The sequence below is a fragment of the Pseudonocardia sp. GCM10023141 genome, from assembly GCF_042653605.1.
This window is the reverse complement of sequence record NZ_JBHSIR010000056.1, coordinates 127,077-150,844: the sequence shown is the minus strand read 5'-3', so window position 1 is coordinate 150,844 and position 23,768 is coordinate 127,077. Positions and strand designations below refer to the sequence as shown.

Genomic DNA, 23,768 nt, shown 5'->3' with positions numbered 1-23,768 from the left:
CTACGAGATCGTGGGCCCGGCACCGCACCAGGACCCGACCGCGCGCTGGTAGGCGGCCAGCTCGCCCGCCTCGTCGATGCTGCCGTGGTGGTGCAGCTGCTGCCAGCACCCGGCGTCGCGGCAGTAGCCGAAGGCCCGGGTGGTGCGGATCGTCAATGCGACGGTGCAGCCGTCACGTTCGCGGTAGCGGCCGATCTCGCGGCCGGCGAAGACCACCACCCCGTCGCCGGCGTAGGCGACCGCGTCGACGAGCGTCACGGTCAGCCCCAGCCCACCGGCAAGGATCCGCCGGTGCAGCCCCGTCACCGCCGCGGCGGACCGCACGACACCGCCCACCGGATCGTCGACCTGGACCAGCTCGTGCTGCGACAGCACCGCCGACAGCGCGCCCAGGTCCCGGTGGTGCACCGCGAAGTAGAAGGTCTCCAGCGCCGCGAGCGCCCCGCGCCGGTCCGGCCGCGCGATCTCCGCGAGCCGGTTGCGCGAGGCGGGACCGAACTCGCCGTCGACGACGTCGATCACCATGGCCGTCTCCGCTCAGAGATCCCCGGCCAGCCGGGCCAGGATCTGGCCGACGGGCTCGGCGGTGGCGTGGCGGTGGCCCGTCCCTGCCCAGAGGTGGATCCGCTCGACGTCACCGGCCACCACCGCGGCCTTGCGCATCGGGCTGGTCAGGTGGTGCAGCGCCGGATAGCCGGCCGGCGCCAGCACCGTGTAGCGGTCGGTGAAACCGTTGCGCAGTGCCCGCGCCGGACGGCCCGTGAAGGCACTGGTGATCACCGTCTCGGCGCGCGCCACATCGGCCAGCGCCGCCTTGTGAGGAGCGGAGGCACCGCTCTCATCCGCGCGCAGCAGCACCGTGCCGACCATGGCCCCGGCCGCGCCGGCTCCGAGCACCTCGGCGATCGCCGCCGGGGTCGCGAGCCCGCCCGCCGCGATCAGCGGCAGCGACACCGCGGCCCGCACCTCGGCGATCAGGTCGACGATCGGCGTCGCGGCCGGGAGGTGCTCGGGGCTGAGCGTTCCGGAGTGCCCGCCCGCCGCCGAAGCCTGCACGGCGAGCGCGTCGACGCCGGCGGCCGCGGCGAGCTGCGCCTCCGCCACCGAGGTCACCGTCTGGACGAGCACCGTGCCCTTCGCCCGCAGCGCCGCGATCACGCTCGCGTCCGGGATGCCGAAGGTGAAGCTCACCAGCGGCACCGGGTCCGACACCAGCAGCTCGATCTTGGTCGCCCAGCCGTCGTCGTCCTCCACGATAGCCACGTCCCCAGCGGCGAGACCTACCGCGGCGAACTCCGGGCGCAGGATCTCGGCGTAGCGGTGGAAGGCCGCCGGGTCGACCGGGATCGGCGGCGGGGCGAAGAGGTTCACCCCGAACGGGACCGCCGCCGCCCGGACCGTCGCGATCTGCTCGGCGAGCGTCGTCACGGGCTTGTAGCCCCCCGCGACGAACGCGACGCTGCCCGCCGCTCCCGCCGCCGTCACCAGGTCGGAGCTGCTCGGCCCACCCGCCATCGGTGCGGCGAGCACCGGGCTGGTGGCTCCGAGCGCGCTCAACAGGGCATGCATCGTGATCTCTCCTCTGCTCCGCTCCACTATCCTTCTCGACCGTGGACGTCGAGCTGCGTCATCTGCGCGCGTTCGAGGCCGTTGCGCGCCTGCAATCGTTCACCCATGCCGCCACCGAGATCGCGATCACCCAGCCGGCGCTCAGCCGCACCATCCGCCAGCTCGAGACGGCGATGCGCGTCACCCTGCTCGACCGCTCCTCACGCCACGTCGAGGTGACGGCGGTCGGGCGGCGTTTCCTCGGCGACGTCGAGCGCATCCTGACCGACCTCGATCGGGCTGTCGCCACCGTCCGCGAGCAGGTCAGCCTCCGCCTCGGGTTCAGCTGGCTGCTGCCCGACCCGTGGGCGCAGGACGCCGTCGCGCGGTTCGAGCGGGCCACGGGCAGCGCGGTGAGCCTGGTCCGCAGCGACGACCCGCTCACCGCCGTCCAACAGAACAAGATCGACGTCGCGCTGGTGCGCGGCCGGGTCCGGTCCTCCACATGGCGCGTGGTGCACCTGTTCGACGAGCAGCGGGTGGCACTGTGCTCGGTCCATTCCGCGCTGGCCGACCAGGACCGGCTCGACTGGGCCGATGTCCCCCGCTGGCCGCTCGTCGTCAACATCGTCAGCGGCACCACCGGGCCGTGGTCGTGGCCGGCGGGCCACGGTCCCGAGAAGGTCGTGGAGACCACCAACTTCGACGAGTGGCTGGAGTCCATCGCCGCCGACCGCGGCATCGGCGTGGTGCCCGAGGTGGCGATGCGCCGCAACATCCACCCGGCGGTGAAGTTCCTGCCGCTGGACCACGCGCCGTCGATCCCGGTCTCGCTCGTGTTCCTGCCGAACGGGCAGGACGCGCTCCTGCGCCGGTTCGTGGAGGCGTCGATGGACGCTACCCCGACCGCTGCGCCCGGAACTGCTCGACCGGAAGCCCGCCCCAGCCCCAGTTCTCGGTCTCGACCTCGTCGATGATGACGAACGTCGATTCGGGCGCCTTGTTCAGCACCGTCGACAGCAACTCGGTGACACCGCTGATCAGCGCCGCCTTCTCCGCCGCGGTGACCGAATCCCGATCCGGACCGGTTCCCTCGCGCGTGACCTGAATGGTGACGACCGGCATCTCAGTGGCCCGCGCTCTGGCCACCGTCGACGTGCAGGATCTCGCCGGTCACGAACGGCGCAGACTCCAGGTACATCACGGCCGAGACGATGTCGGAGATCTCGCCCATCCGGTTCACCGGGTGCAGCCCGGCGAGCGCACCGTGCGTCGCGACCGGGTGCATCGGTGTCTTGACGATGCCGGGCGAGACCGCGTTGGCCCGGATGCCCCGCGCCGCATACTCGATCGCGAGCGACTTGGTGGCCGCGTTGAGACCGCCCTTGGTCAGGGAGGCCAGCACCGACGGTACGTTCGAGTTGGCGTGATCGGTGAGGCTCGTCGTCACGGTGACGATGTGCCCACCGCCCTGCTCGAGCATCCGCGCGACCGCGCGCTGCGTCACCACGAAGAAGCCGTTGAGGTTGATCGCGACCTTCTCGGCGAAGTCGGCGGCCGTGTAGTCGGTGAAGGGCTTGGCGATGAAGACCCCAGCGTTGTTCACGAGCGTGTCGATCCGGCCGAACCGATCAACACCCTCGTCGATGATGCGCTCGGCCGTGGCCGGCTCCCCGATGTCGCCCTGCACCGCCAGCACGTCCGGGTCGTCGGACGGCTTGATGCTCCGCGAATTGGCGACCACCGCATATCCCTGAGCGCGAAAAGCTGCGACGAGTCCCGCACCGATTCCCTGCGAGGCACCGGTGATCACCGCTACCTTCTGGATCTGGCCATTCATGACGAACTCACGCTCACTTCCGGACTGATCGAGCCACCGATTCTCCGGGAATCACTCCGATTCCCGACGACTCGAACGTAGGCGCGATCCAGCGGCTGCGGAAATGCCTGTCACGCACCGTCCATGCCCGGGCGGCATCGGTGCGGACTGGCGGGACGGCGCCAACGAGGTGGCCACTGCACCGATGCAGTGATGGTGACCCGGTGACTGCTGGATGATTTCGCCATCCGGGCACGGTTATTTCGCGATCTCGACACGGTGGTCTCGCGATCACGACACGGAGGCGGGGTTCCGCGGCCGGCTATGGTGCAGGTCAGGACGCGAGTCGGGACAGAACGCACCGCGAGTTGCGACGGATCGGCCCGCGAGTTGCGACGGATCGGCCCGCGAGTTGGGGTCCGCGGGGTGCGTGGATTTACGGGTCTTTCGGGTCGCGTTGGGTGGCGTACCCCGGCTTTTGCCGCCGGTCAGATGCGGTCGATCGCGTGCCCCGGCTTTACCGCCGCCTCGCCGGCGGGGCAGGTCTCCGGGAGGGCACTCTGCCCCCGGTGTGCGCGCTGCGCGCGCACGGCCAATACGACGCGCACAACAGCTCTGAGCTGCAGAAATACCTCCCGAAACACTGGATGTCGAACATGTGTTCGAGTATGATGGGGTCATGTCCCGCGCTACCGTCGCCGATGCGCACCGCCTTCTTCGTGAGGCGACCGTTGCGCTGCGATCCGTGGCTGAGCACGGCAGCGATGACGAGCGGCTTGCCGCCTTGCGGGTCGGGTGAAGGGGTCGGTCGTCAGCTGACCGTGCTGACGGTCGACACCGTGGCCGAGCTGCAGCGGCGGGGCGCGTTCGTCGAGCGCGGCTACAAGTCGGTGAACCGGGCGCTGGTGGATCAGCTCGGGTTCGAGTGGGCTGAGGCGCGACGCCATTCGGTGGCCGTCGAGCAGATCTGCCCGCGCGTCGCGCTCGATGGCGCCGAGCTGCCGGCACTGTTACCCGCCACCGCAGAGGCGTTCCACGCCGGAGCGGTGACGCTGCGCCACGTCGAAGTCATCGCCAAGGTGCTCGCCAGCTCGGCCGCGTCGCGGATCAGTCCTGACGACCTCGCCGTCGTCGAAGCCGAACTCGCAAGCACTGCCGCCGAGACCACGCCGGACCGGTTGTTCCGCCACGGCACCGACCTGATCAACCTCCTCGACCAGGACGGCCCCGAACCCGACGACCGCGACCCGCAACCCGTCGATGACCTGCAGATCCGCCCGAACAAGAACGGATCCGGTGGCACCATCGCGGGGCGCTTCGACAGCGCCCTGAAGTTCGCCACCATCGCCGCCCTGCTCGACGCCAAGTCCAAGCCCCTCGGCAAGGAAGACTCGCGCACCATCGGACAACGCCAGGCCGACGCGCTCGCCGATATCTGCGGGTTCGTCCTCGACCACGGCGACGTCCCCCACCGCGGCGGGCACCGACCCCACCTCAACGTCACCATCGCGCTGCAGGACCTGGAGAACCGGGCCCGGGCCGCGATGCTCGAGTTCGGCGGCGCACTCAGCCCGAAGGAACTCCGCATGCTGGCCTGCGACTCCGGGATCATCCCGACCGTCCTGGGCGGCAGCCGCCAGTTGCTCGACATCGGCCAGTCGACCCGCACCATCCCCGACGCCATCCGCAAAGCGTTGATCATCCGCGATCAGGGCTGCGCCTGGCCCGGCTGCGACCGACCACCCTCCTGGTGCGACGGCCACCACCTTCGCTACTGGGAACACGGCGGACCCACCAGCCTCGACAACTGCGTCCTGCTCTGCAAGGCGCATCACCGCCTGCAACACGACAGCGAGTGGATCATCCGCATCCGCGACGGGCTACCCGAGTTCATCCCACCGGCATGGATCGACCCGCAGCAGGTCCCGCGCAGGAATCCGGCCACCCATCTACGGCGGGCCGCCTGAGTGCGTCAGCGCCGTCGACCCCGCCCAGCCCTGGTGGCCACAGGCCACGCGAAGACCGGCCCGCGCTCGCCCGGCACAAGGACCTTCCAGGCCGCACGGAGCGTTCGCAGCTCGTCGACCGCACCGCCGGCCTGCTCCGGAGAGAACGGGCTCGAGCCGGTGCTCGTGATCCCCCACGCCTCGTCGAGGCGCTTCTTCGTGGTGAGACCGTCGCAGTCGATGCACGACTGCAGGACGCCGACCACCGTCTCGGCGGTGCGGAGGTGCTCCGCGTTCTGGCGGCGGACCTCCTCCGACCGCTGCCGGCGATCGTGGCGCAGCCTGCCCTCGACGACCTCGATGCTGTCGAACAGCGCGCCGGCGGCGATCGACCCCCACAGCCCCTGCTCCAGCCCCAGCGCACGCTCGCCGATGAGGTGTACGGCGTCGTGGGGCACCGCGCCGACCCGGTCGTAGGAACGCAGCTGCAGGCGCACGCCGTCGCCACGATCGATGATCGCGAGCGAACCGCCGTCCGCGCGCTTCCAGAACTCGACCCGCACACCTGCATTCGAGCACGGAGGGGGCCGCACGTCGCCCGAATACGGGGCGCTGCAACGGGGTAGCCCGCAGGGTCGAACAAGAAGCGTGAACGCCAGCACGAGCACATCAAGGACTCCGCGCGGGACCGCGGTGAGTCCGAGAGCAGGGCCGAGGAGATCGCCGCACCAAGGCGCAGCTCTACGAGGACGCCAAGCGCCAGCACATCGCCGGACGCTCGACGATGAGCAAGGCCGAGTTGGAGAAGGCCGTCGACTGACGCGCTCCCTCACCCGGCTACCGTGCAGGCGTGCCGTGCGCCGAGGATCGGCGAACAGGAATGAAGGAGTGTCGGAGTTGCCCGAGGTCACGCAGGTCGACGCGAAGGTCGTCGCAGATTCGGTCAACGAGACGGGCGACCGGCTGACCACGATGGTCGTGACGCTGCCGCGCTCCGCGCTGGCCGAGCTCAACACCCACCGCGCCTTCAGCCGCAACTCCGCGTCCTCGCGTGCCGTCCCGGTCGAGCGGATGATCGAGTACGTCCAGCGTTCGCCGTACGTGCCGCGCGCGTTCTCGGTGAACAAGCCGGGGATGAACGCGCACGAGTTCATCGAGCCGGGCTCTCCACAGTGGACCGACGTGCTCGCGTGGTGGACGCAGAGCGTCGAGATCGCGGTGCGCCAGGCGCGCGCCGGGCTCGAGCTCGGCGTGCACAAGCAGGAGGTCAACCGGATCCTCGAGCCGTACCTGATGCACACCGTGGTCATCTCCGGCACCGAGTGGAACAACTTCTTCGAACAACGTCTCGCCACCGACGACACCGGCGCTCCGCTGGCGTACCTGCCGATCTACGACGCGGCCGTGGCGATGCGGGACGCACTGACCGGCTCCGCCCCCCGAACCGTCGCGAGCGGCGAGTGGCACACGCCGTTCATCACCCCCGCCGAGCGCGACGTGCTCGCGCCCGACCAGGTGCGGGCCGTCGCGGCGGCGCGCAGCGCGCGGGTCTCCTACTTCACGCCGACCGGTGACCGCGTGGTGGGCGCCGGCCCGTCGCTCGAAGCCGACCTGCGGCTGTGCGAGCGGCTGCTCGACCCCGGCGAGGGTTCGGCACCGCACCTGTCCCCGTTCGAGCACGTGGCCACCCCGGCCGCACCCGGCAGCGGCAACTTCACCGGGTGGCGGCAGTGGCGCGCCGACGTCGAGGCTAAGCGGGGCGCGCTCAGCCCTTCACCGCTCCGGCGGTGAGCCCTGCGGTGATCCGCCGCTGCAGGAACGCGAACACGAACAGCACCGGGATGACGGCGATCATGATCGCCGCGAAGAGGGTGACCCAGTTGCTGCCGTAGGTGGCCGCCTGACTCAGCTGCCAGAGCCCGACGGGCAGGGTCATCCGGTCCCTGGTGTGGACGAGCACCAGCGCGTAGAAGAACTCGTTCCAGTTGTTCAGGAAGCTGATGATCGTGATCGAGGCGACGCCCGGGCCGAGCAGCGGCAGGATCACCCGGAAGAACGTGGCGGCCGGTCCGGCACCGTCGACGGCGGCCGCCTCCTCCAGCTCCACCGGCAGGGTGCGCATGAACCCGACCATCACGAAGATGTTGAACGGCAGGTTGTAGGTGGCGTAGACGAGGATCAGGCCCAGCCTGCTGTCGAGGAGCCCCAGGTCCTGCAGCGTCAGGTACAGCGGGATGAAGGTCACCATCCACGGCACCATCAGCCCCATCAGGAACACGCCCAGCACCACGTTGCTGCCGCGGAACCGGATCCGGGCCAGCGGGTAGGCGGCCAGCACGGCGAGGAACACCCCGAGCGCGGTCGCGGTCACGGAGACCAGGACGCTGTTGCCGAAGTAGGTGCCCACCCCGCCGGCCTCCCAGGCCGCGGCGTAGTTCCCGAACTGCCAGGACCGTGTCACCGAGAACGGCGGGCTGCCGATGAACTCGACGTTGGTCTTGAGCGAGACGTTGACGACCCAGACGAACGCGCCGACCGCGGAGAACGCGCAGGCCCCCATCAGCAGGTAGAAGTACAGGTGGAAGGGACGGAACCGGGTCCGATCGCCGCGTGGACGCCGCGGCGGGGCGTCCCGGACGGTGCCTTCGGCCGCGGGCCCCAGGTCGATGTCGCTGTCGATGTCAGTACTCAACGCTGTCTCGCTTCAGCAGGGTGTTGAGGCCGAGGGCAACGAGGAGCAGCAGCACGACGACCACCACGCCCATCGCCGCCGCGGCTCCGAAATCGGCGTTCTCGAACGCCGTGCGGTACATGACGGTGGCCGGGATGTCGGTCGAGAAGAAGGGCCCGCCGCCGGTCATGATGTAGACGAAGGCGAAGGCCTGGAGGCTCTGCACCACCCACAGCACGATGAGCGTGCGGAACAGCTCGCGCATCATCGGCAGCATGATGCGGGCGAACAGGGTCCATTCGCCCGCGCCGTCGAGGCGGCCCGCTTCGAGCACATCGGCCGGCATGCGCGAGAAGCCCGAGGAGATCAGCACGATCCAGATCCCGATCCCGTGCCACACCGCCGTGAAGGCCACCGCCGCCAGCGCCGTCCGAGGATCGCCGAGCAGCACCGGCACGAGATCACCGAGGCCGAGCGCGGCGAAGGCCGGGTTCACCAGCCCGAGGGTGGGATGCAGGATGAACTTCCACATCAACGCGACGACGGCCACCGAGAGCACGACCGGCGCGAAGATGAGGAACCGGAAGACGCGCTCACCGTGCAGCCGCTGATACATCGCCCAGGCGATGGCGATGGCCGGCGGGAACAGCATGCAGCCGCCGATGAGCGCGAGCAGGACGGCGTTGCCCAGCGAATGCAGGAAGCGCTCGTCGCCGAGCAGGTCGCCGTACTGCGTGAGCCCCGCGAAGGTCGACCGGCCGGTCCGCGTGAACGTGTTGAGCGAGAGCACGACCGTGCGGGCGAGCGGGTAGAGGAAGAACACCGCCAGCAGCAAGGACGCCGGGAGCAGGAGCGGAAGGATGATCCTGCGCTGCGATCGGCGGAACATGGCGGGTCCTGCCTCCTGGGTCCTGGGTGGTGTGCCGAGGTCAGTTGTGGAAGTTGGCCCGCAACTGCTGATCGAGGTGGTCGAGCGTCGTGCGGGCGTCCTGCTGCCCGAACATCAGCCGGGCGACCTCGGCGTAGACGAACTCGTAGGGCTTGGTGCCGCCCATCGCGAACTCGCGCGGCACCAGCGCCGACGCGCCGGCGATCACCTTGTCGATGCCGGTGACGCCCGTCGGACTCGCGACCCCGGCGACGCCTGAGAGCTCACCGAACTGCTGCGCGCGCTGCGTCTGCACCTGCGCGCTGGTGAGGCGGGTGACCCACTCCAGTGCCAGCGGGATGTTCTTGCTCCTGGCGTTGATCGAGACCATCTGCGGCGCGGAGGCGACGGCCTGCTGGTCGCCCTTGCCGTCGGCGACGGTCGGGAACGGGACCACCCCGATCTGGAAGTCCGGCGGGATGACGTCCTTCATCTCGCTGACCAGCCAGCTGCCCATCAGGATCATGCCGGCCTTGCCCTGGAAGAACAGCGCCTGCGCCGGGGTGAAGTCGGTGCCCTCGAAGCCCTTGATGAACGAGTGGCTGTCGCGCAGCTGCTGCACCTTCTCCAGACCGGCCAGGAAACCGGGGTTGTCGGTGATGTGGCCCGTGCCCTTGACGAGCACGTCGTTGGCCGCCTGCCAGCCCACCTCGCGCAGCCACAGGTTGTCCGACCACATGCCCATGTAGGGCTGGAACAGCCCGGTCAGCGCGATCGGGTCGACGCCGGCGGCCTGCAGCCTGCCCGCGGCGCCGATCAGCTCGTCCCATGTGCGGGGCGGGCTGATGCCCAGCTTCGTGAACATCCCCGCGTTGTAGAACAGCACCTGCGTCGACAGCTCACTGGGGACGCCGTAGACGCCGCCGTCGCCGGGATTGGTCATGAAACCGCTGGCGGCGGGCGTGAACGAGGTTCCCCACGGCGCCTTCGTCGCGGGGTCGGGGGCGGCCAGATAGGGCTTCAGGTCGAGCAGGAAGCCGTCGTTGGCCCACTCCTGCTGTGCGGGCACGGTCCCGTCGAACATGCCGTAGTCGACGTCGGGCCCGTTGCCGGAGCGCCAGCGCTGCTCCAGCGCCGGCCGGGCCTCGGTGTTGGCGAAGGTCAGAGTGATCTTCGTGCCGGGATGGTCTGCTTCGATGCTGCTGGCGAGCTGCTGCAGGTACGCGCGGCCCGGGGTGCCCTCTGCCGGGATCACCCCCACCTCGATCGAGCCGGTGATGGCGTCCTGCCAGCCGCCCGGGTCGGGTCCGGCGGCGGCACCACCTGCGGCGGGCGTGCCACCCGAGCAGGCCGCGAGGACCATGGCAGCGACGACGACCGGGATCGCGGCGAATCGTGTGCGCATCAGTGTCGGCCTTCCTCTCCAACGGTTTCGGGGACGTGATCGGCCGCCGTGCCGCTCACGTCGGGCAGCAGGTCGGCGAACTCGGCGAGGAAGCGCTCGACGGCGGCCACCTCCTGCTCGTCGAGATCGCGACGCGGTGCTCGGCAGTGGTCGCTGTCGATGAGCCCGCGCCGCTTCGAGATGAGCTTCTCGGCGGCGATGATCAGCTCGGTGTCGAGCATCCAGTAGGAGGTGTAGGGCAGCAGCCGGGCGTGCAGCAGGTCGCCGGTTCGCTCGTCACCGCACTCGTAGAGCCGCCAGATCTCCTGGTAGATCTCGGTGAACGAGCAACCCGGCTGGGTTCCGACCGCGCCGCGGCGGATGGCGTCGGGCAACTGCACCCCCGCGTAGCCCTCCACCGCCAGCATCGGCGGGTCGAGCCGGGCGAGCTCGCTGATGAACGGCCCCGGCGGGCTCGACTCAACCTTCACCAGCACGAGGTTGGGGTGGTCGCGGCCGATGGCCGCGAGCCGGGACGCGTCGAGGCTCGCGCCGGTCTCGTTGGGGGCGTACTGCAGCACGACGGGCGTGTCCGGAACGGCCGTGAGCACCGCCCGGATGTGGGTGTCGACCACCGGCGCCGGGAGGTTCAGCAGGTGCGGCGGCAACAGGTTGAGGGCCTTGGCCCCGGCCGCGACCGACCACCGCGCCCGCGCGACGGCGAGCTTCGTGGCGTGGTCCTGCACCGCCGCGATCACGATGGCGGCGGGGAACGCCTGTGCCTCCTCGATGAGCGTCTCGGTCAACGTCGTGCGCTCGACGTCGGAGAGCTTGTAGAACTCGCCCGCGAAACCCGGGAACATCACGCTCGTGACGCCGGTGCCCAGCACGTACCGGACGACGCGGCGGAACCCGGGCAGGTCGATCTCGCCCTCGGCGGTGAACGGGACCTCCAGCACCGGCGACACCCCGCGGATGGCGCGGGCCGCCGCGAGGCCGGAGTACAGGTGATCGACGGTGGCAGTGGTCATGCGGTTCGGTACTTCCTTCATCTGTGCGTCCCGTGAGCGTCGGCGGACAGCCCGAGCAGGCGCGCCATGGTGGAGCCGAGCACCTCGGCGCGCTGCTCGGGCCGGATCGGCCAGTCCCGGATGCGGCGCATCTCCCCGCCCGCGGTGGCGTAGGGCAGGTCGGTGGAGAACACGAGCCGCGACGTCCCGATCTCCGGATCGGTCGCGAACCCGGTGAGCACGGTGTCCCACGGCGCGTACGCCGTGTCGCCGTAGAGGTTCGGGGCGTAGCGCAGCGCGGGCGCGGCGTCGATCCAGAAGTCCGTGGCGCCGCTGCGGCCCATCACGAACGCGACATCGGGGTGCCGGCGGGCCAGCGCGGCGGCCGGCAGCGGCAGGTGCCCCGGCGGAGTTCCGGTGCGGACGTAGACCGGCCACCGATGGTCGGCGGCGAAGCGCAGCAGCGGGTCGACGAGACCGTCGAGCAGGTCGAAGCCCTGCAGTGCGGAGTCGACCGCGAGTGCCCGCGCTCCGTGGTCGCGGGCCCACGCCAGCTCGTCGCGTGCAGCGCTGCCGCGCCATGGGGTGGCCACGGCGTACGCGATCAGCCTTCCCCCGCTCGCTGCCGCCGCCGCAGTGGTGGCGGTGTTGCCGGCCCGGTTGTCGTAGGCGATCTGGGCCTCACTCGGTGCGATCACGGCGTGGTCGACGCCGATCCGGTCCATGGCTGCCACGAGCGCGTCCACCGTGAGCTCGCACTCGCGGTGGCGCCCGATGCGGACGTGCGCATCGACGACGGGGGTGTGCGCCGTGGTCATGCGGCCCTCCCCTGCAGCAGCCGCGCCGGGTTGTCGACGAGCAGCGCGTGGCGCTGGTCGGCGGTGATGCCCCACTCGTCGATCTCGAGGACCCTGGCCACGGCGTAGTCCTGGCTCGCCTTCTCCGACAGGCCCGCGTCGGTGCCGAAGAGGACCTTGTGGGCCGGGGCCCGGTCGAGGATCTGCTTGGCGGCGTAGGGCGGGGTGCCGCAGAGGCACAGGTAGAGGTTCTCGGTCTCCTGCACGAAGGTCAGCGACTCGCGCCACAGGTCGTGCAGCCCAGCGTGTCCCAGCACGACCGGCACGGTGGGATGGCGCCGGGCGAGCATCGCGATCTGGCCCGCCGTCGAGTAGGGCGGGGTGCCGTCGTGGCACAGCAGGATGCCGCGATGGGCCGCGACCACGTCCATGATCGGGTCGAGCACGGCCTCGTGCATGCTGAATCCCTGCAGCCAGGGGTGCAGCTTCAACCCGCGCAGGCCGAGCTCGGCGAACGTCCGCTCGATCTCGCCGACCGCCTCCGGCCGCCGAGGGCTGAACGTGCCGAAGCCGAGCAGGCGGTCCGGGAAGCGTCCGACGAAGCGGGCGACGGCGTCGTTGGCCTCGGTGGTCGAGTTGAACAGACCGTCGTGGCTGAGGACGACGGCCTGCTCGATGCCGGCGCCGTCCATGAAGTCGACGAACTCCTCGGCGCCGAACGCGGTGCCACCGAGCCAGCTGGCGTTCGTCCAGAGCGGGGTGTGGGTATGGAAATCGATCATCCTGTCCTCATTCGGCGGGGCGGGACGTGCGCGGCGGTGGCGCGGTGCTCGACCTGCTCGCTCACGGCGAGTGCGCGCAGGCCGTCGTCCAGGCTGGGATCGGGCCGGTCCGTCGCTCCACGGGCGAGGCCGACCAGCCGGTCGAGCTGCCGGTCGAAGCTGCGGGTGGCGCGGTCCGGTACCGGGGTCGACGTGCGCGATCCGGCATCGGTGGTGACCGTGAGGTCGAAGGTGCGGCCGTCGAGTACGGCCATCCCGCGGTCGCCGAGAACGGTGAGCTCCGTGCGGGGCAGCGCGCCGAGCAGCCAGCCGAACTCCACCAGTACCTCGGCTGTCCCGTAGCGCAGTCGCGCGCCGACGAGGTTGGGTGCGCCCAGCCCGGGCCGCGTGCGGATCGACCAGGCGTCCTGCAGTTCCGGTTCGGCGTCGAGGAGGAACCGGAGCCAGTCGAAGACGTGGGCACCCTCGTGGACGACGGGGCTGCCGTGGCCGAGGGTGCTCTCGATCAGCGTGCTGTGCGCCGTGTCGGCGGTGCGCTGCTCGTCGTAGATGTGGGCGCGCACCAGCAGCGCGGGCCCGAGCTCCCCGCTCGCGATCACCTCACGCAGCGCGATCATGCCGGGGTCGTGCCGGTAGGTCAGGCCGACCTGGATCCGCGCGCACTCCACCGCCGTCAGCACCGCGTAGGCGCCACCGGCCGCCACCGAGGTGGCGACGGGCTTCTCGGCGAGGACGAACCGGCCGCGGCGGGCGGCCTCGATCACGAGGTCCGGCGTGACCCACGGCGGCGTCGCGAGCACGACGGCGTCGACATCGTGGCGGTCGAGCGCAGCGGCCAGCCGTTCGACCACCGGCACGCCCGGCGGGAGCAGCGGCGCGGACCGCGCCCGCTGCGCCGCTGCGGGTTCGACGGCCACCCGCAGTCGGACGTCGTGGCGCCGCAGGATCGCGGGCAGATGCGCGGTGCGCCCGATCTCCCCGAGCCCGACGAGCGCGATCCCGAGCGGTCCCATCGCACCCCCTGCGGTCGGATCGATCAGCTTCTATCTACGAAATACCGGATATCAATCCGATAAATCGAAGATTAGCAGCGCCCGCCCGGGTTCGACAAGGGAGCACCACCGCCGCCGCCGGGCGGTTGCCTGCACTGGCGTCGAATGCGATGCTCCGCAATATCAGGTATATCTCTACGATTTCGAAGGATGTGACGGCATGACGTCCGAGTCCGCGCGCGGCTGGCGACCGATCACCGCCCCCGGGGCACCCGATCCGCGCGGTGGCGCCTACAGCGTCGCCGCCGTTGCTGGCGACCTCGTGTTCACCGCTGGCCTCGGCCCGGTCGATCCCGCGACGGGCACGATCGTCGGCACGGAGGTCGGCGAGCAGACCCGCCAGGTGCTCCGCAATCTCACCGCGGTGCTGGGCGGCGCCGGCTGCACGCTCGACGACGTCGTCAAGGTCACCGTGCACCTGGCGAACGGCGACGCCGACTGGCCGGCCTACAACGCCGCCTACCTGGAGTTCTTCCGCCCGCCCTACCCCGCGCGCACCACCGCGGGCTCGCAGCTCGGCTCGATACTGGTCGAGATCGACGTGGTGGCGGTGCGGCCGCCTCAGCGGTAGCGCGCGGCCGCGAGCGATCCGACGAGGTCGGCGACGACCCCGCGGAGGTCGCGGCCGGGCGCTGCGGTCAGCGCGCTGCCGATCCCGACGGCGACGGCCCCGTGGCGGACCCATTCCGGCGCGTCCGCGAGCCCGACCCCGCCGGTCGGCACCAGGCGCAGGTGAGGCAGTGCGACCAGCACGTCGGCGAGGGCGCGGGGCGTCCACGTCGTGGCCGGGAAGACCTTGACGAGGTCGGCCCCGGCCCGGTGCGCCGCAAGCATCTCCGTCGGGGTCGCCGCGCCGGGGAGCACCCCGACGCCGGACGCGGCGGCGTACGCGATCACCTGCTCGCAGAGCACGGGCGCGACCAGGAACCGGGCACCGGCCGCGACGGCCTGCCGGGCCTGGTCAACGTCGACGACGGTGCCGGCGCCGACGAGCGCCCGGTCGCCCGCCGCTGCGGCCAGCGCCGTGATCGTCGGCAGCGCGTCGGGCGTGGTGAGCGAGACCTCCACGACCCGCACGCCCGCGTCGACGAGGGCCATCGCCCGCTCGAGCGCCGCCGGGCCGGACCGCTCGCGGACGATGGCCACCACCCCCTGCTCCGCGACCGCGGCACACCACTCCGGCACGTTCGCCTCCTCGCCCGCAGTCATCGCCGCACCATCCCGGCCCCGCCCGAGGGCATCGCCACCTCGGCCGCCGTCGGCAACCCCTCGATGTCGCCGGGGACGGCGACCACCGCAGCCGCAACGATCGCCCCCTGCCGCAGCGCGGCCCCGACGTCCCGGCCGCGGGTACGCGCCGCGAGGAACCCCGCGGCGAAGGCGTCTCCCGCGCCGACGGGGTCGACCGCGTGCACGGGCACCGCGGGCTGCTCCCACGTGGTGGTGCCATCGGTCGCCCAGGCGCCGCGGGCGCCGTCCTTGAGCACGACGAGCCGGGCCGCGCGTTCCAGGAACCAGGCTGCGGCGTCCGCGGGCACGCCACGCCCGGTGATCAGCTCGGCCTCGTCCCGGCCGGCCAGCACGACGTGCGCCGCGGCGGCGAGCGGACGGAGCACCGCCGCGGTGCGCTCGACCGGGCCGAGGCGCCTACGGACGTTCGGATCGAAGACCACGGTCAGCCCGTGCTCGCTCGCGAGCCGGACCGCCCGCTCGGACGCCGCCCTGGCCGTGTCCGACAGCACCGCGGTGATGCCCGAGAGGAACAGGGTGCGGGCCGAGCGCAGGTAGTCGGCGTCCACATCGGAGGGGCCGAGGGTGCTCGCCGCCGAGCCGGCCCGGTGGTACTGCACGGTGACGGGCCGGTCGGCGAGCGCGTCCCGGACGAGCAGGCCCGTCCAGCCGTCGGGGTCGAGCCGCACCCGGGACGTGTCGACGCCCTCGGCCCGCAGCGTGGCCGCCACGAGCCTGCCGGGGACGTCGTCGCCGAGCCTGCCGAACCAGCCGGCGCGCAGGCCGAGGCGCGACAGGCCGACGGCGACGTTGAACTCCGAACCGGCGACGGTTCGGCGCAGCGTCGCCGCGGCCGCGAGCGGTAGGCCGGGCTCGGCCAGGTGCACGACCATGGCCTCGCCGAACGTCACGACGTCGAGCTCGGGCACGGCGCCTCCCTCCGCAGAGTGTCATAGGCAGCTGATCGTACGAATTACCGTATATGACATTGACTATCTGTAGACAGAGGGGCGCGTGCGGTCTTAGGCTCCCGCTCCGTGTCCGACGTGGTGTACGACCTCGCGACCCTCGATCTCACCCGGCCCGGCATCAGCCACCACCGGCTCGCCTTCCCGCTCGACGGCAGCTGGGGCTCCTCACTCGTGCCGATCACGGTGATCAACGGCACGCGGCCGGGACCGCCGGGCGAGCCCGATCCGCCCGGCGTCGCCGTGTTCGGCGGCACCCACGGCGACGAGTACGAGGGCCAGGTCGCCGTCACCCGCCTGTGCCGCGACCTCGACCCGGAGCTGTTGCGCGGACACGTCGTGCTGATGCCGCAGCTCAGCGAGAGCGCATGCCGCGCGCACAGCCGGACCTCACCAGAGGACGGCATGAACATGAACCGGGCGTTCCCCGGCAGGCCGGACGGCTCGCTGTCGTCGCGGATCGCGCACTTCGTGTCCAGTCGCGTACTGCCCGGCGTCGACGTCGTGCTCGACCTGCACGCGGGCGGCCACCAGATGACCTACGCGCTGTGCACGTCCTTCCATCCGCTCGCCGACGCCGAGGCAACGCGCCGGACCGTCGATACGGCGCGGCTGTTCGGCACGCCGTTCGTGTTCGTCTACTCGCGACAGCTGGCGTCCGGGCTGCTGACCGACCACGCCGAGGACCTCGGCAAGATCACGCTCGGCGGCGAGTTCGGCCGCGGCGGCGCCACCAGCCGGGTCGGCACGGAACACGCCTACGAGGGCGTGCGCAACGTCCTGCGCCACTACGGCCTGCTCGACGAACCGGTGGTGGCACTGGGGGCCACGCCGAGCCGGGTCGTCGCCGCACCGAGCCTCGACGGGTACGTGCCCGCACCCCGCGACGGCGTCTGGGAGCCGACGGCCGACCTCGGCGACGACGTGGTTGCCGGCGATCTGATCGGCAGGCTGCACGACTTCGCCGAGCACCCCACCGGTGTCGCGGAGATCCGGGCGCACCGCGACGGTGTCCTCATCGCCTCCCACTACGGCGCCCGGTGCGAGCAGGGCAACACGATCTTCGTCATCGCCGAGGAGGTGCGGGCGTGAAGATCACGGCCGTCGAGCTGATCACGCTCAAGTCGCCAGGGCTCTACCGCAACCCGGACGGAGCCGAGGAGCCACCGGGACCGACGTTCCTCGGCCTGGTCAAGGTGTCCACGGATGCCGGCATCACCGGATGGTCCGATGTGGAGACGTCCGCGCACGTCGCCCGCGCGGTGATCGAGGCGCCACCCTGGAGCGAGCCTGGCACCGAGACGTTCCACGGGCTGGCCTCGCTGATCGTCGGGGAGAACCCGCTGGAGGTGGAACGGCTCTGGTACAAGATGTACCGGGGAAGCATCTACTACGGCAGGCGCGGGGTGGCGATCCAGGCGATCTCCGCCATCGACATCGCGCTGTGGGACATCATGGGCCAGGCCTACGGCCAGCCCGTGCACGTCCTGCTCGGCGGGAAGTGGCGCGACAGCGTCCGCGCCTATGCCAGCACGCTGTTCCGGCCGACCCCGGGGGCGATGCGCGAGGCGACCGCCGGCTACCTGGAGGCGGGCTTCACCGCCGTCAAGTTCGGTTGGGGCGGGTTCGGCAACGACCGGCGCCGCGACGTCGCACTCGTCGACGCGGCGCGCGACGTGCTCGGCGACGACCGCGACCTGCTCATCGACACGGGCTGGTTCGTCGAGCGCACGCCGAAGGAGGCGGTGCAGCTGGTGCGGGCGCTGGAGCACGCGCGCCCGTACCTGATCGAGGAACCGCTGCACCCCGAGGACTACGCGGGCTACCGCTTCCTCGCCGAGCGGGTCGACACGCTGATCGCGTGCGGCGAGCAGGAGGCCACCGAATGGGGCTTCCGCCAGTTGCTGGAGCAGGGTCGGGTGGACGTCCTGCAGCCCGACCTCAGCCGCTGCGGCGGCTTCACCGCGGCCCGCAAGATCGTGCACCTCGCCGAGCTGGCGAACGTGCTCGTGATCCCGCACTCCTGGTGCTCCGACCTGCTCACGGCCGCCTCGCTGCACCTCACGGCGTTCCTGCGACGGGCGGAGTTCGTGGAGTTCAACGTCTCGCAGGGTCCGCTGTCGCGAGAGCTCGTGACCGCGCCGCTGGCGTTGCGCGACGGGCACCTCGACGTGCCCACCGGACCCGGTCTCGGCGTGCAGGTCAACCTCGACACGGTGGAGCGCTACCGGGTCGCCTGATATCTTCATGTTGTCAGAGTTGTCTTCGGTATTTCGATTTTCCAGAAGGACGGTCGGGGTGGCGGAACCGGGGTCGAGTCGCAGGTCCGCCCGCCATCGGCCGTCTCCGGCCGGCCGGCCCCGGCTCGACGGCTAGGATTCGCGCCCGTGCCCGCCCCCGATCGTGCCGCCGAGGCCGACGAGCGTCCGCCGTCGCCCGCGGTCGACCGCGCGCTGACCATCCTCGAGACGCTGGTGGCAGCCGACGCCCCGATGACGCTCACCGCGCTCGCCCATGCTGCCGACGTCCCGCTGGCCACGTGCGCGTCGATCGCGCAGACGCTGGAGATCCGCGGTTACGCGAGCCGCACGGTGGTGGGCCGCAGCCACTTCTGGCGTCCCACGCTCAAGCTCAGCGGGCTCGCCGCCCAGCTGGATCGCAAGATCGACCTGTCTTCGCTGACGCAGCCGTTCCTACGCACGCTCGTGGACCTCACCGGGATGGCAGCGCACGTCGGCGTCCTGGAAGGCACACTCGTGATCTACGTGGCCAAGGTCGGGGCGCCGGGCATGGTCCAGTTCAACACCTACCCGGGCAAGACGGCCCCGTTCAACCTCACCGCGCTGGGCCGGGCCGTCGCGGCCCACCTGCCCGAGGCGGCGCTGGCCCCGCTGCTCAAGCGCCTGATCCCCGGTACGGGCCCCAATGCCGTCCCGGTCACGCCGGCGAGGATGCGCGCGATGCTCGCCGAGGTGCGCGAGCGCGGCTACGCGGTGGAGGATGAGGAGGAGGACGCCGGCATCGGCTGCATCGCCGCGCCGTTCTTCGACGCGCAGGGTGAGGTCGCCGGCTCCATCGGCGTCACCGGCTGGGTGGAGCGGGTGCGCGGCGCGAGCCTGACCGAGGTGGTGAACGCCGTCACCACCCAGAGCGCGCTGCTGAGCCGGGAACTGGCGGCAGGGCGCACGCCCTGACCCGCGCCCTCAGCGCAGGGGCGACCCGGAGAAGTGGCACGCCGCCAGGTGACCCTCCGACGTCTGCTGCAGGGGTGGCTCCTGCTCGGCGCAGATCTGCTGCGCGATCGGGCAGCGGGTGCGGAAGCGGCAGCCCGACGGCGGGTCGATCGGGCTGGGCACGTCCCCGGACAGCACGATCCGTTGCGAGGCCCGGCCCGGCTCCGGACGCGGCACGGCCGAGAGCAGCGCGACCGTGTACGGGTGCTGCGGGCTCTCGAACAGCTCCGCCGACGGCGCCAGCTCCACGATCTTGCCCAGGTACATGACGGCGACGCGGTCGCTGATGTAGCCGACCACCGCCAGGTCGTGCGCGACGAACAGGTAGGTCAGGCCCAGGTCGCGCTTGAGCTCGACGAGCAGGTTGAGCACCTGGGACTGGATGGAGACGTCCAGCGCCGACACCGGCTCGTCGGCCACGACGAAGCGCGGGTCGAGCACCAGCGCGCGGGCGATGCCGATGCGCTGGCGCTGCCCGCCGGAGAACTCGTGCGGGTAGCGGTCGGCCGCGTCGCGCGGCAACCCGACCCGGTCCAGCGTCTCCCGCACCCGCGCGGCCCGCTCGTCGCGGGACTGCCCGCGCGCGTGCACGGTCAGGCCCTCGCCGACGATGTCGCGCACCCGCAGGCGCGGGTTCAACGAGCCCGCGGGATCCTGGAAGATGATCTGCATGTCGCGGCGCAGCGACTTCAGATCCCGGCGACCCACGGTCGTCAGGTCCCGGCCCTCGAACCGGACGGTGCCCGCCGTGGGCGGGATCAGCTGCAGCAGCGTCCTGGCCAGCGTGGACTTGCCGCAGCCCGACTCCCCCACCAGGCCGACGGTCTCCCCGCGTCGGATCTGCAGGTCCACCCCGTCGACGGCCCGGACGTGGCCGACGGTGCGCCGCAACACCCCGTGGCGTACCGGGAACACCGTGGTGACGCCGCGGGCGTCAAGCACCGGTTCGACATCAGCCGGCTCAGGCACGGCCGACCCCCTTCCCCGTCGACACGCCGGCCTCGTCGACGCGCAACCAGCACGCCGCGTCCTGCTCGTCAATGGCCACGAGCGGCGGATACTCGGCGAGGCACCGGTCGTGGGCGTAGTCGCACCGCGCGGCGAACCGGCAGCCGACCGGCCACCGCCGCGGGCTGGGCACCATGCCGGGGATGACCTTCAGCGGCTCCTGCCGGTTCATGCCCAGCACCGGGATCGACCGCAGCAGCGCCTCCGTGTACGGGTGCTGCGGCCGCCGGAACACCTCCGCGACCGGTCCGCGCTCCACGATCCGCCCGCCGTACATCACGGCCACGTCGTCGGCCATCTCGGCGACGACGCCCAGATCGTGGGTGATGAGCAGCATCGCCATGCCCAGCTCGTCACGCAGCCTCCGCATCAGGTCGAGGATCTGCGCCTGGATGGTGACGTCGAGCGCGGTGGTCGGCTCGTCGGCGATCAGCAGCTTCGGGTCGCACGCCAGCGCCATCGCGATCATGACACGCTGCCGCATGCCACCCGAGAGCTTGTGCGGATGGTCGTCGGCGCGCCGCTCCGGCGCCGGCACGCCCACCAGCCGCAGCATCTCGACCGCGCGTTCCCGCGCCTGCGGCGCCGACACGTCCCGGTGCAGCCGCACGGCCTCGGCGATCTGACGCCCGACGGTGTGTGCTGGGTTCAGCGAGCTCATCGGCTCCTGAAAGATCATCGAGATCTCGTCGCCGCGCAGGTGCCGCAGCTCCGCCTCGCTCGCGCCCGCGAGGTCACGGCCGTCGAACACGATCCGGGTGCCGGGCAGCACGCGGCCTGGCGGGTCCACCAGCCCCATGATCGACAGGGCCGTGAGGCTCTTGCCCGAACCGGACTCGCCTACCAGGCACAACGTCCGGCCGTGCTCGATCGTCAGATCCACACCGTCGACGGCCCGGATCGCGCCGGTGCGGGTGGCGAAGTGGGTGTGCAGGTCGCGGACCTCCAGCAGCGCCGTCACGGCGCCTCATCGAGGAAGCGCGCCAGCACGTTGCGCGTGACCGCCGCGACGCCCTTGTCCACCTGCACCGCGGCCGACCAGGTGATGGAGCCGACCGAGAACACCTCGCCACCACCCCGCTCGGCCCGCACGTGCACGATCTCGCCCCCACCGGAGTCCGGGTTGAGGCCGGTTGCCAGCAGGTGGGTGCTCACCGGACTGTCGGGCGCCCGCTTGTCGGTCTCGTGTCCCGACGCGCCGCCCGGGATCCGCTCGTGGAGGCTCTCGGTGCCGAACACGTCGCCGTCGGCCAGCCCGGTGCCGGCGAACACCCAGTGCCCGGCGTCGACCACGCGGTAGGGCGCCGACGTGCCCTCGCCGGCATGGGTGAACACCACACCCAGCAGCGCCGAGGTCGGCCGGTGCGTGCGGTGCATGCGGTTCTCGTCCGGGCCGTCGGGGTCCTCGTCCTGGGTCAGGAACCGCAGCGTGGCCGGATCGAGGAACTCCACCTCGCAGTCGACGCCGTTGCCGCCCAGGTACATCAGCTTCCCGCCGCGCTCGTGCACCCACGCGTACACCGCGTCGTACATCTCCCGCGACCAGTACTCGGGGTGCGTGCTGATCACCAGTACCCGGTAGCGGTCGAGGTCGAGGGTGCCGTCGTGCAGCTGGGCCTCGGCGTAGAGGTCGTGGTCGAACCCCTCACGCTCCATCCACGACAGCAGCCGCCACTCCGCAGCGGCCAGGTGGCAGGGCTGGCGGCCCCGGATCGGGTCGCCGGGACGCTCGTCGCGCCCGATCTGGTTGAGCGGCTCCGGCCGGTCGAACGAGAGCGGGCGGTAGTGCTCGTCGGCGGGCTGGTGCTCGGTGGACGTGCCGGTGCGGTAGCGGTCGAGGTCGGTGTGGGCGAAGACGATCGGTCGCGGGGGCAGTGCCGTGGCGTTGATGTAGTTGCTGCGCCCGCCGAAGTTGTTGTAGGCCAACCAGCTGTTGGTGGAGGCGAGCACGGCGATCGGGCTGGCCGGGACGGCGGGGGCCACCACCCACGGGAACGAGAAGTGCGCACCGGACTCGGTCTCGAGGTGGAAGTAGTACAGGCCGGACGCCCCCGGCGCGGTGACGGCGGTGTGCTGCGCCCAACCGACGCCGGTCTGCGTGTAGTCACCGTCGGGTGTCACCTGCACGGTCGCCCGCGGGCCGTGCTCGTCGAACCAGCCGACGAGGCGTACCTGCTGTGCCTCGACACCGTGGCGCACCAGGGTGAGCCGGTAGGGCTCGGCACTGTGCACCCGCACCGAACCGGTACCGCCCGCAACCGTCCACTTCGGCCAGACGTAGCCACTGGGCGCCTCGGTGAGCAGCCGCAGGTGCGCCGGGTCCGCCGTGCCGTCGGCTGCCACCTGCACCACGGCGCGCTTCGCGCCGTAGCCGTCGCGGGCGAGCGTGACGCGGTAGTGCCCCGGTGCCAGCTCGCCGTGCACCGCCCCGCTCGGCGCCGAACGCAGGACGACCACGTCGGTGCCGTCGTCGAACTCGACGTCGACGCCCGCGAGTGCGGCGAACCGTTCGTCGCTGACGTGGCAGATCACGGTCACGATGCCGCACCGACCCGCTGCAGACCCAACGCGCCCAGCGCGTCGGCGTGGATGATCTGCTCGATGCCCTCTTCCGGGATGCGCGGCATCCCCGTGCCGGCGACCACGTCGTTGACCCGGCGCAGACCGGCGATCGCCTCCGCGGTGTTCGCGATCGGGAAGTCCGATCCCAGCAGCAGCTTGCCCATGGCTCCCCACTCCGAGGCGTAGAGCAGCGACTCGTAGCAGACCCACGGCCGCAGGTAGATCGACGAGACGTCGGCGTAGACGTGTGGGTGCTTGCGAATGGTCATGACGGTCTCGCGGCCCCACGGGTGACCCATGTGCGCCATCACGATGCGCAGCTCCGGGAACTTGATCGCCACCTCGTCGGTGACGAGCGGGTGGGTGTAGCGCAGCGGCGCGAACCGGATCGGGGAGGCACCCTGGTGGAACAGGATCGGCAACCCGACCCGCTCGGCGTGGCCGTACACCGCGAGCGCCTCGTCGCACAGCGGCTCGAAGTCCTGGTAGTTGGGCCCGAGCTTGATACCGACCAGTCCCTGGTCGCGCCAGCGCTCGATCTCGTCGATGACGTCGGACTGCCGCGGGTCCACCGACATGAACCCGATGCGCCGCTGCGGCGCGTCGGCGCAGAAGGCGGCCGTCGCGGAGTTGGTGTCCTCCGGCCGGTAGTCCAGGCCGGTGGCCTCCAGGGGGTTCGCGACCGCGATGTTGAACACGATCGAGACGTCGGCCGCCGCCATGGCGGTGTCGTAGTCGGCCCACGAGTTCGTGGTGACGACCGGCCGGTCGGTGCGCCAGTTGTCGAACGTGCGGACCTGGTCGGCGGGAACCTCGGTGCGGTGGGTCGGGGTGTGGGCGTGCACGTCCACGATCATGGTGAGGGGCTCCTGCTCATCGGAACTGTGCAA

The 23,768-nt window shown here is 71.3% G+C and carries 25 protein-coding genes; 7 read left to right on the top strand and 18 right to left on the bottom strand.

The genetic code is table 11. The features are described 5' to 3' along the window. Entirely contained in the window at positions 1-525 is a 525-nt protein-coding gene (locus ACFPFQ_RS32620) for a YybH family protein (protein WP_379625791.1), read from the bottom strand. A 12-nt stretch (positions 526-537) separates the two neighbouring features. Beyond that, positions 538-1,569, bottom strand: coding sequence for a nitronate monooxygenase (locus ACFPFQ_RS32615; protein WP_379625789.1), 1,032 nt, complete (start codon positions 1,567-1,569; stop codon positions 538-540). Positions 1,570-1,610: 41 nt separating this feature from the next. On the opposite strand from ACFPFQ_RS32615, the gene ACFPFQ_RS32610 reads away from it, so the two are divergent. Next, the gene (locus ACFPFQ_RS32610; protein ID WP_379625787.1) at positions 1,611-2,525 is read left to right on the top strand and encodes a LysR family transcriptional regulator; all 915 of its coding nucleotides are present in this window, start codon (positions 1,611-1,613) and stop codon (positions 2,523-2,525) included. Here the strand turns inward: ACFPFQ_RS32610 and ACFPFQ_RS32605 are convergent. Continuing rightward, complete coding sequence (locus ACFPFQ_RS32605; protein ID WP_379625785.1) at positions 2,446-2,673, bottom strand: tautomerase family protein; 228 nt, start codon at positions 2,671-2,673, stop codon at positions 2,446-2,448. The genes ACFPFQ_RS32610 and ACFPFQ_RS32605 overlap by 80 nt on opposite strands. Before the next feature lies 1 nt (position 2,674). Beyond that, positions 2,675-3,388 carry an SDR family NAD(P)-dependent oxidoreductase gene (locus ACFPFQ_RS32600; protein ID WP_379625783.1) on the bottom strand — a complete coding sequence of 238 codons (714 nt, stop codon included), beginning with the start codon at positions 3,386-3,388 and terminating at the stop codon, positions 2,675-2,677. Positions 3,389-3,735: 347 nt separating this feature from the next. Here ACFPFQ_RS32600 and ACFPFQ_RS32595 point away from each other — a divergent pair, with 347 nt between their 5' ends. Beyond that, positions 3,736-5,334 (top strand): HNH endonuclease signature motif containing protein, encoded by a 1,599-nt coding sequence (locus ACFPFQ_RS32595; RefSeq protein WP_379625781.1) that lies wholly within the window; start codon positions 3,736-3,738, stop codon positions 5,332-5,334. Between the two features lie 5 nt (positions 5,335-5,339). Here the strand turns inward: ACFPFQ_RS32595 and ACFPFQ_RS32590 are convergent, their stop codons facing one another. Beyond that, the gene (locus ACFPFQ_RS32590) at positions 5,340-5,876 is read right to left on the bottom strand and encodes a hypothetical protein (RefSeq protein ID WP_379625779.1); all 537 of its coding nucleotides are present in this window, start codon (positions 5,874-5,876) and stop codon (positions 5,340-5,342) included. Positions 5,877-6,210: 334 nt separating this feature from the next. Here ACFPFQ_RS32590 and ACFPFQ_RS32585 point away from each other — a divergent pair, with 334 nt between their 5' ends. Continuing rightward, positions 6,211-7,104, top strand: coding sequence for a hypothetical protein (locus ACFPFQ_RS32585; RefSeq protein ID WP_379625777.1), 894 nt, complete (start codon positions 6,211-6,213; stop codon positions 7,102-7,104). On the opposite strand, the gene ACFPFQ_RS32580 is transcribed toward ACFPFQ_RS32585, so the two are convergent. Genes ACFPFQ_RS32580 through ACFPFQ_RS32550 form a run of 7 tightly spaced genes read right to left on the bottom strand, consistent with a single transcriptional unit; the run spans position 7,079 to position 13,838 of the window. Beyond that, the gene (locus tag ACFPFQ_RS32580; RefSeq protein ID WP_379625775.1) at positions 7,079-8,005 is read right to left on the bottom strand and encodes a carbohydrate ABC transporter permease; all 927 of its coding nucleotides are present in this window, start codon (positions 8,003-8,005) and stop codon (positions 7,079-7,081) included. The two genes, ACFPFQ_RS32585 and ACFPFQ_RS32580, sit on opposite strands and share 26 nt — an antisense overlap. Continuing rightward, positions 7,995-8,873 carry a carbohydrate ABC transporter permease gene (locus ACFPFQ_RS32575; RefSeq protein ID WP_379625773.1) on the bottom strand — a complete coding sequence of 293 codons (879 nt, stop codon included), beginning with the start codon at positions 8,871-8,873 and terminating at the stop codon, positions 7,995-7,997. The genes ACFPFQ_RS32580 and ACFPFQ_RS32575 overlap by 11 nt, the downstream gene beginning before the upstream one ends. 40 nt (positions 8,874-8,913) lie before the next feature. Beyond that, positions 8,914-10,257 (bottom strand): ABC transporter substrate-binding protein, encoded by a 1,344-nt coding sequence (locus ACFPFQ_RS32570; RefSeq protein ID WP_379625771.1) that lies wholly within the window; start codon positions 10,255-10,257, stop codon positions 8,914-8,916. Beyond that, positions 10,257-11,267, bottom strand: a complete 1,011-nt coding sequence (locus ACFPFQ_RS32565) for a dihydrodipicolinate synthase family protein (RefSeq protein ID WP_379625769.1) — start codon at positions 11,265-11,267, stop codon at positions 10,257-10,259. The genes ACFPFQ_RS32570 and ACFPFQ_RS32565 overlap by 1 nt, the downstream gene beginning before the upstream one ends. Positions 11,268-11,284: 17 nt before the next feature. Next, entirely contained in the window at positions 11,285-12,064 is a 780-nt protein-coding gene (locus ACFPFQ_RS32560; RefSeq protein WP_379625767.1) for an amidohydrolase family protein, read from the bottom strand. Next, entirely contained in the window at positions 12,061-12,825 is a 765-nt protein-coding gene (locus ACFPFQ_RS32555) for an amidohydrolase family protein (protein ID WP_379625765.1), read from the bottom strand. Before ACFPFQ_RS32555 ends, ACFPFQ_RS32560 begins: the two co-directional genes overlap by 4 nt. After that, positions 12,822-13,838 carry a Gfo/Idh/MocA family protein gene (locus tag ACFPFQ_RS32550; RefSeq protein ID WP_379625763.1) on the bottom strand — a complete coding sequence of 339 codons (1,017 nt, stop codon included), beginning with the start codon at positions 13,836-13,838 and terminating at the stop codon, positions 12,822-12,824. The genes ACFPFQ_RS32555 and ACFPFQ_RS32550 overlap by 4 nt, the downstream gene beginning before the upstream one ends. A 199-nt stretch (positions 13,839-14,037) precedes the next feature. On the opposite strand from ACFPFQ_RS32550, the gene ACFPFQ_RS32545 reads away from it, so the two are divergent. Further along, entirely contained in the window at positions 14,038-14,448 is a 411-nt protein-coding gene (locus tag ACFPFQ_RS32545; protein WP_379625761.1) for a RidA family protein, read from the top strand. On the opposite strand, the gene ACFPFQ_RS32540 is transcribed toward ACFPFQ_RS32545, so the two are convergent. Then, positions 14,439-15,086 (bottom strand): bifunctional 4-hydroxy-2-oxoglutarate aldolase/2-dehydro-3-deoxy-phosphogluconate aldolase, encoded by a 648-nt coding sequence (locus ACFPFQ_RS32540; protein ID WP_379625759.1) that lies wholly within the window; start codon positions 15,084-15,086, stop codon positions 14,439-14,441. The two genes, ACFPFQ_RS32545 and ACFPFQ_RS32540, sit on opposite strands and share 10 nt — an antisense overlap. After that, entirely contained in the window at positions 15,083-16,036 is a 954-nt protein-coding gene (locus ACFPFQ_RS32535; RefSeq protein ID WP_379625757.1) for a sugar kinase, read from the bottom strand. The genes ACFPFQ_RS32540 and ACFPFQ_RS32535 overlap by 4 nt, the downstream gene beginning before the upstream one ends. Before the next feature lie 108 nt (positions 16,037-16,144). On the opposite strand from ACFPFQ_RS32535, the gene ACFPFQ_RS32530 reads away from it, so the two are divergent. The 3 genes from ACFPFQ_RS32530 to ACFPFQ_RS32520 all read left to right on the top strand — a co-directional run bounded on the left by ACFPFQ_RS32530 (position 16,145) and on the right by ACFPFQ_RS32520 (position 19,269). Next, positions 16,145-17,167 (top strand): succinylglutamate desuccinylase/aspartoacylase domain-containing protein, encoded by a 1,023-nt coding sequence (locus ACFPFQ_RS32530; protein ID WP_379625755.1) that lies wholly within the window; start codon positions 16,145-16,147, stop codon positions 17,165-17,167. Beyond that, positions 17,164-18,315, top strand: coding sequence for a mandelate racemase/muconate lactonizing enzyme family protein (locus ACFPFQ_RS32525; RefSeq protein ID WP_379625753.1), 1,152 nt, complete (start codon positions 17,164-17,166; stop codon positions 18,313-18,315). The genes ACFPFQ_RS32530 and ACFPFQ_RS32525 overlap by 4 nt, the downstream gene beginning before the upstream one ends. 147 nt (positions 18,316-18,462) lie before the next feature. Further along, the gene (locus tag ACFPFQ_RS32520) at positions 18,463-19,269 is read left to right on the top strand and encodes an IclR family transcriptional regulator (protein ID WP_379625751.1); all 807 of its coding nucleotides are present in this window, start codon (positions 18,463-18,465) and stop codon (positions 19,267-19,269) included. 9 nt (positions 19,270-19,278) lie between these two features. Here the strand turns inward: ACFPFQ_RS32520 and ACFPFQ_RS32515 are convergent, their stop codons facing one another. Genes ACFPFQ_RS32515 through ACFPFQ_RS32500 form a run of 4 tightly spaced genes read right to left on the bottom strand, consistent with a single transcriptional unit; the run spans position 19,279 to position 23,735 of the window. Then, complete coding sequence (locus ACFPFQ_RS32515) at positions 19,279-20,277, bottom strand: ABC transporter ATP-binding protein (protein ID WP_379625749.1); 999 nt, start codon at positions 20,275-20,277, stop codon at positions 19,279-19,281. Next, on the bottom strand, positions 20,270-21,277 hold the full coding sequence (locus ACFPFQ_RS32510; RefSeq protein WP_379625747.1) for an ABC transporter ATP-binding protein: 1,008 nt from the start codon (positions 21,275-21,277) through the stop codon (positions 20,270-20,272). The genes ACFPFQ_RS32515 and ACFPFQ_RS32510 overlap by 8 nt, the downstream gene beginning before the upstream one ends. Beyond that, complete coding sequence (locus ACFPFQ_RS32505; RefSeq protein WP_379625745.1) at positions 21,274-22,854, bottom strand: N,N-dimethylformamidase beta subunit family domain-containing protein; 1,581 nt, start codon at positions 22,852-22,854, stop codon at positions 21,274-21,276. The genes ACFPFQ_RS32510 and ACFPFQ_RS32505 overlap by 4 nt, the downstream gene beginning before the upstream one ends. Further along, positions 22,851-23,735 (bottom strand): amidohydrolase family protein, encoded by an 885-nt coding sequence (locus tag ACFPFQ_RS32500; RefSeq protein WP_379625743.1) that lies wholly within the window; start codon positions 23,733-23,735, stop codon positions 22,851-22,853. The genes ACFPFQ_RS32505 and ACFPFQ_RS32500 overlap by 4 nt, the downstream gene beginning before the upstream one ends. Between the last annotated feature and the right edge of the window lie 33 nt (positions 23,736-23,768).

Coding starts and splice junctions, on each gene's coding strand:
- ACFPFQ_RS32620 (WP_379625791.1), bottom strand. CDS start 525: ATGGTGATCGACGTCGTCGACGGCGAGTTCGGTCCCGCCTCGCGCAAC.
- ACFPFQ_RS32615 (WP_379625789.1), bottom strand. CDS start 1,569: ATGCATGCCCTGTTGAGCGCGCTCGGAGCCACCAGCCCGGTGCTCGCC.
- ACFPFQ_RS32605 (WP_379625785.1), bottom strand. CDS start 2,673: ATGCCGGTCGTCACCATTCAGGTCACGCGCGAGGGAACCGGTCCGGAT.
- ACFPFQ_RS32600 (WP_379625783.1), bottom strand. CDS start 3,388: ATGAATGGCCAGATCCAGAAGGTAGCGGTGATCACCGGTGCCTCGCAG.
- ACFPFQ_RS32575 (WP_379625773.1), bottom strand. CDS start 8,873: ATGTTCCGCCGATCGCAGCGCAGGATCATCCTTCCGCTCCTGCTCCCG.
- ACFPFQ_RS32570 (WP_379625771.1), bottom strand. CDS start 10,257: ATGCGCACACGATTCGCCGCGATCCCGGTCGTCGTCGCTGCCATGGTC.
- ACFPFQ_RS32565 (WP_379625769.1), bottom strand. CDS start 11,267: ATGACCACTGCCACCGTCGATCACCTGTACTCCGGCCTCGCGGCGGCC.
- ACFPFQ_RS32560 (WP_379625767.1), bottom strand. CDS start 12,064: ATGACCACGGCGCACACCCCCGTCGTCGATGCGCACGTCCGCATCGGG.
- ACFPFQ_RS32555 (WP_379625765.1), bottom strand. CDS start 12,825: ATGATCGATTTCCATACCCACACCCCGCTCTGGACGAACGCCAGCTGG.
- ACFPFQ_RS32550 (WP_379625763.1), bottom strand. CDS start 13,838: ATGGGACCGCTCGGGATCGCGCTCGTCGGGCTCGGGGAGATCGGGCGC.
- ACFPFQ_RS32545 (WP_379625761.1), top strand. CDS start 14,038: ATGACGTCCGAGTCCGCGCGCGGCTGGCGACCGATCACCGCCCCCGGG.
- ACFPFQ_RS32540 (WP_379625759.1), bottom strand. CDS start 15,086: ATGACTGCGGGCGAGGAGGCGAACGTGCCGGAGTGGTGTGCCGCGGTC.
- ACFPFQ_RS32500 (WP_379625743.1), bottom strand. CDS start 23,735: ATGATCGTGGACGTGCACGCCCACACCCCGACCCACCGCACCGAGGTT.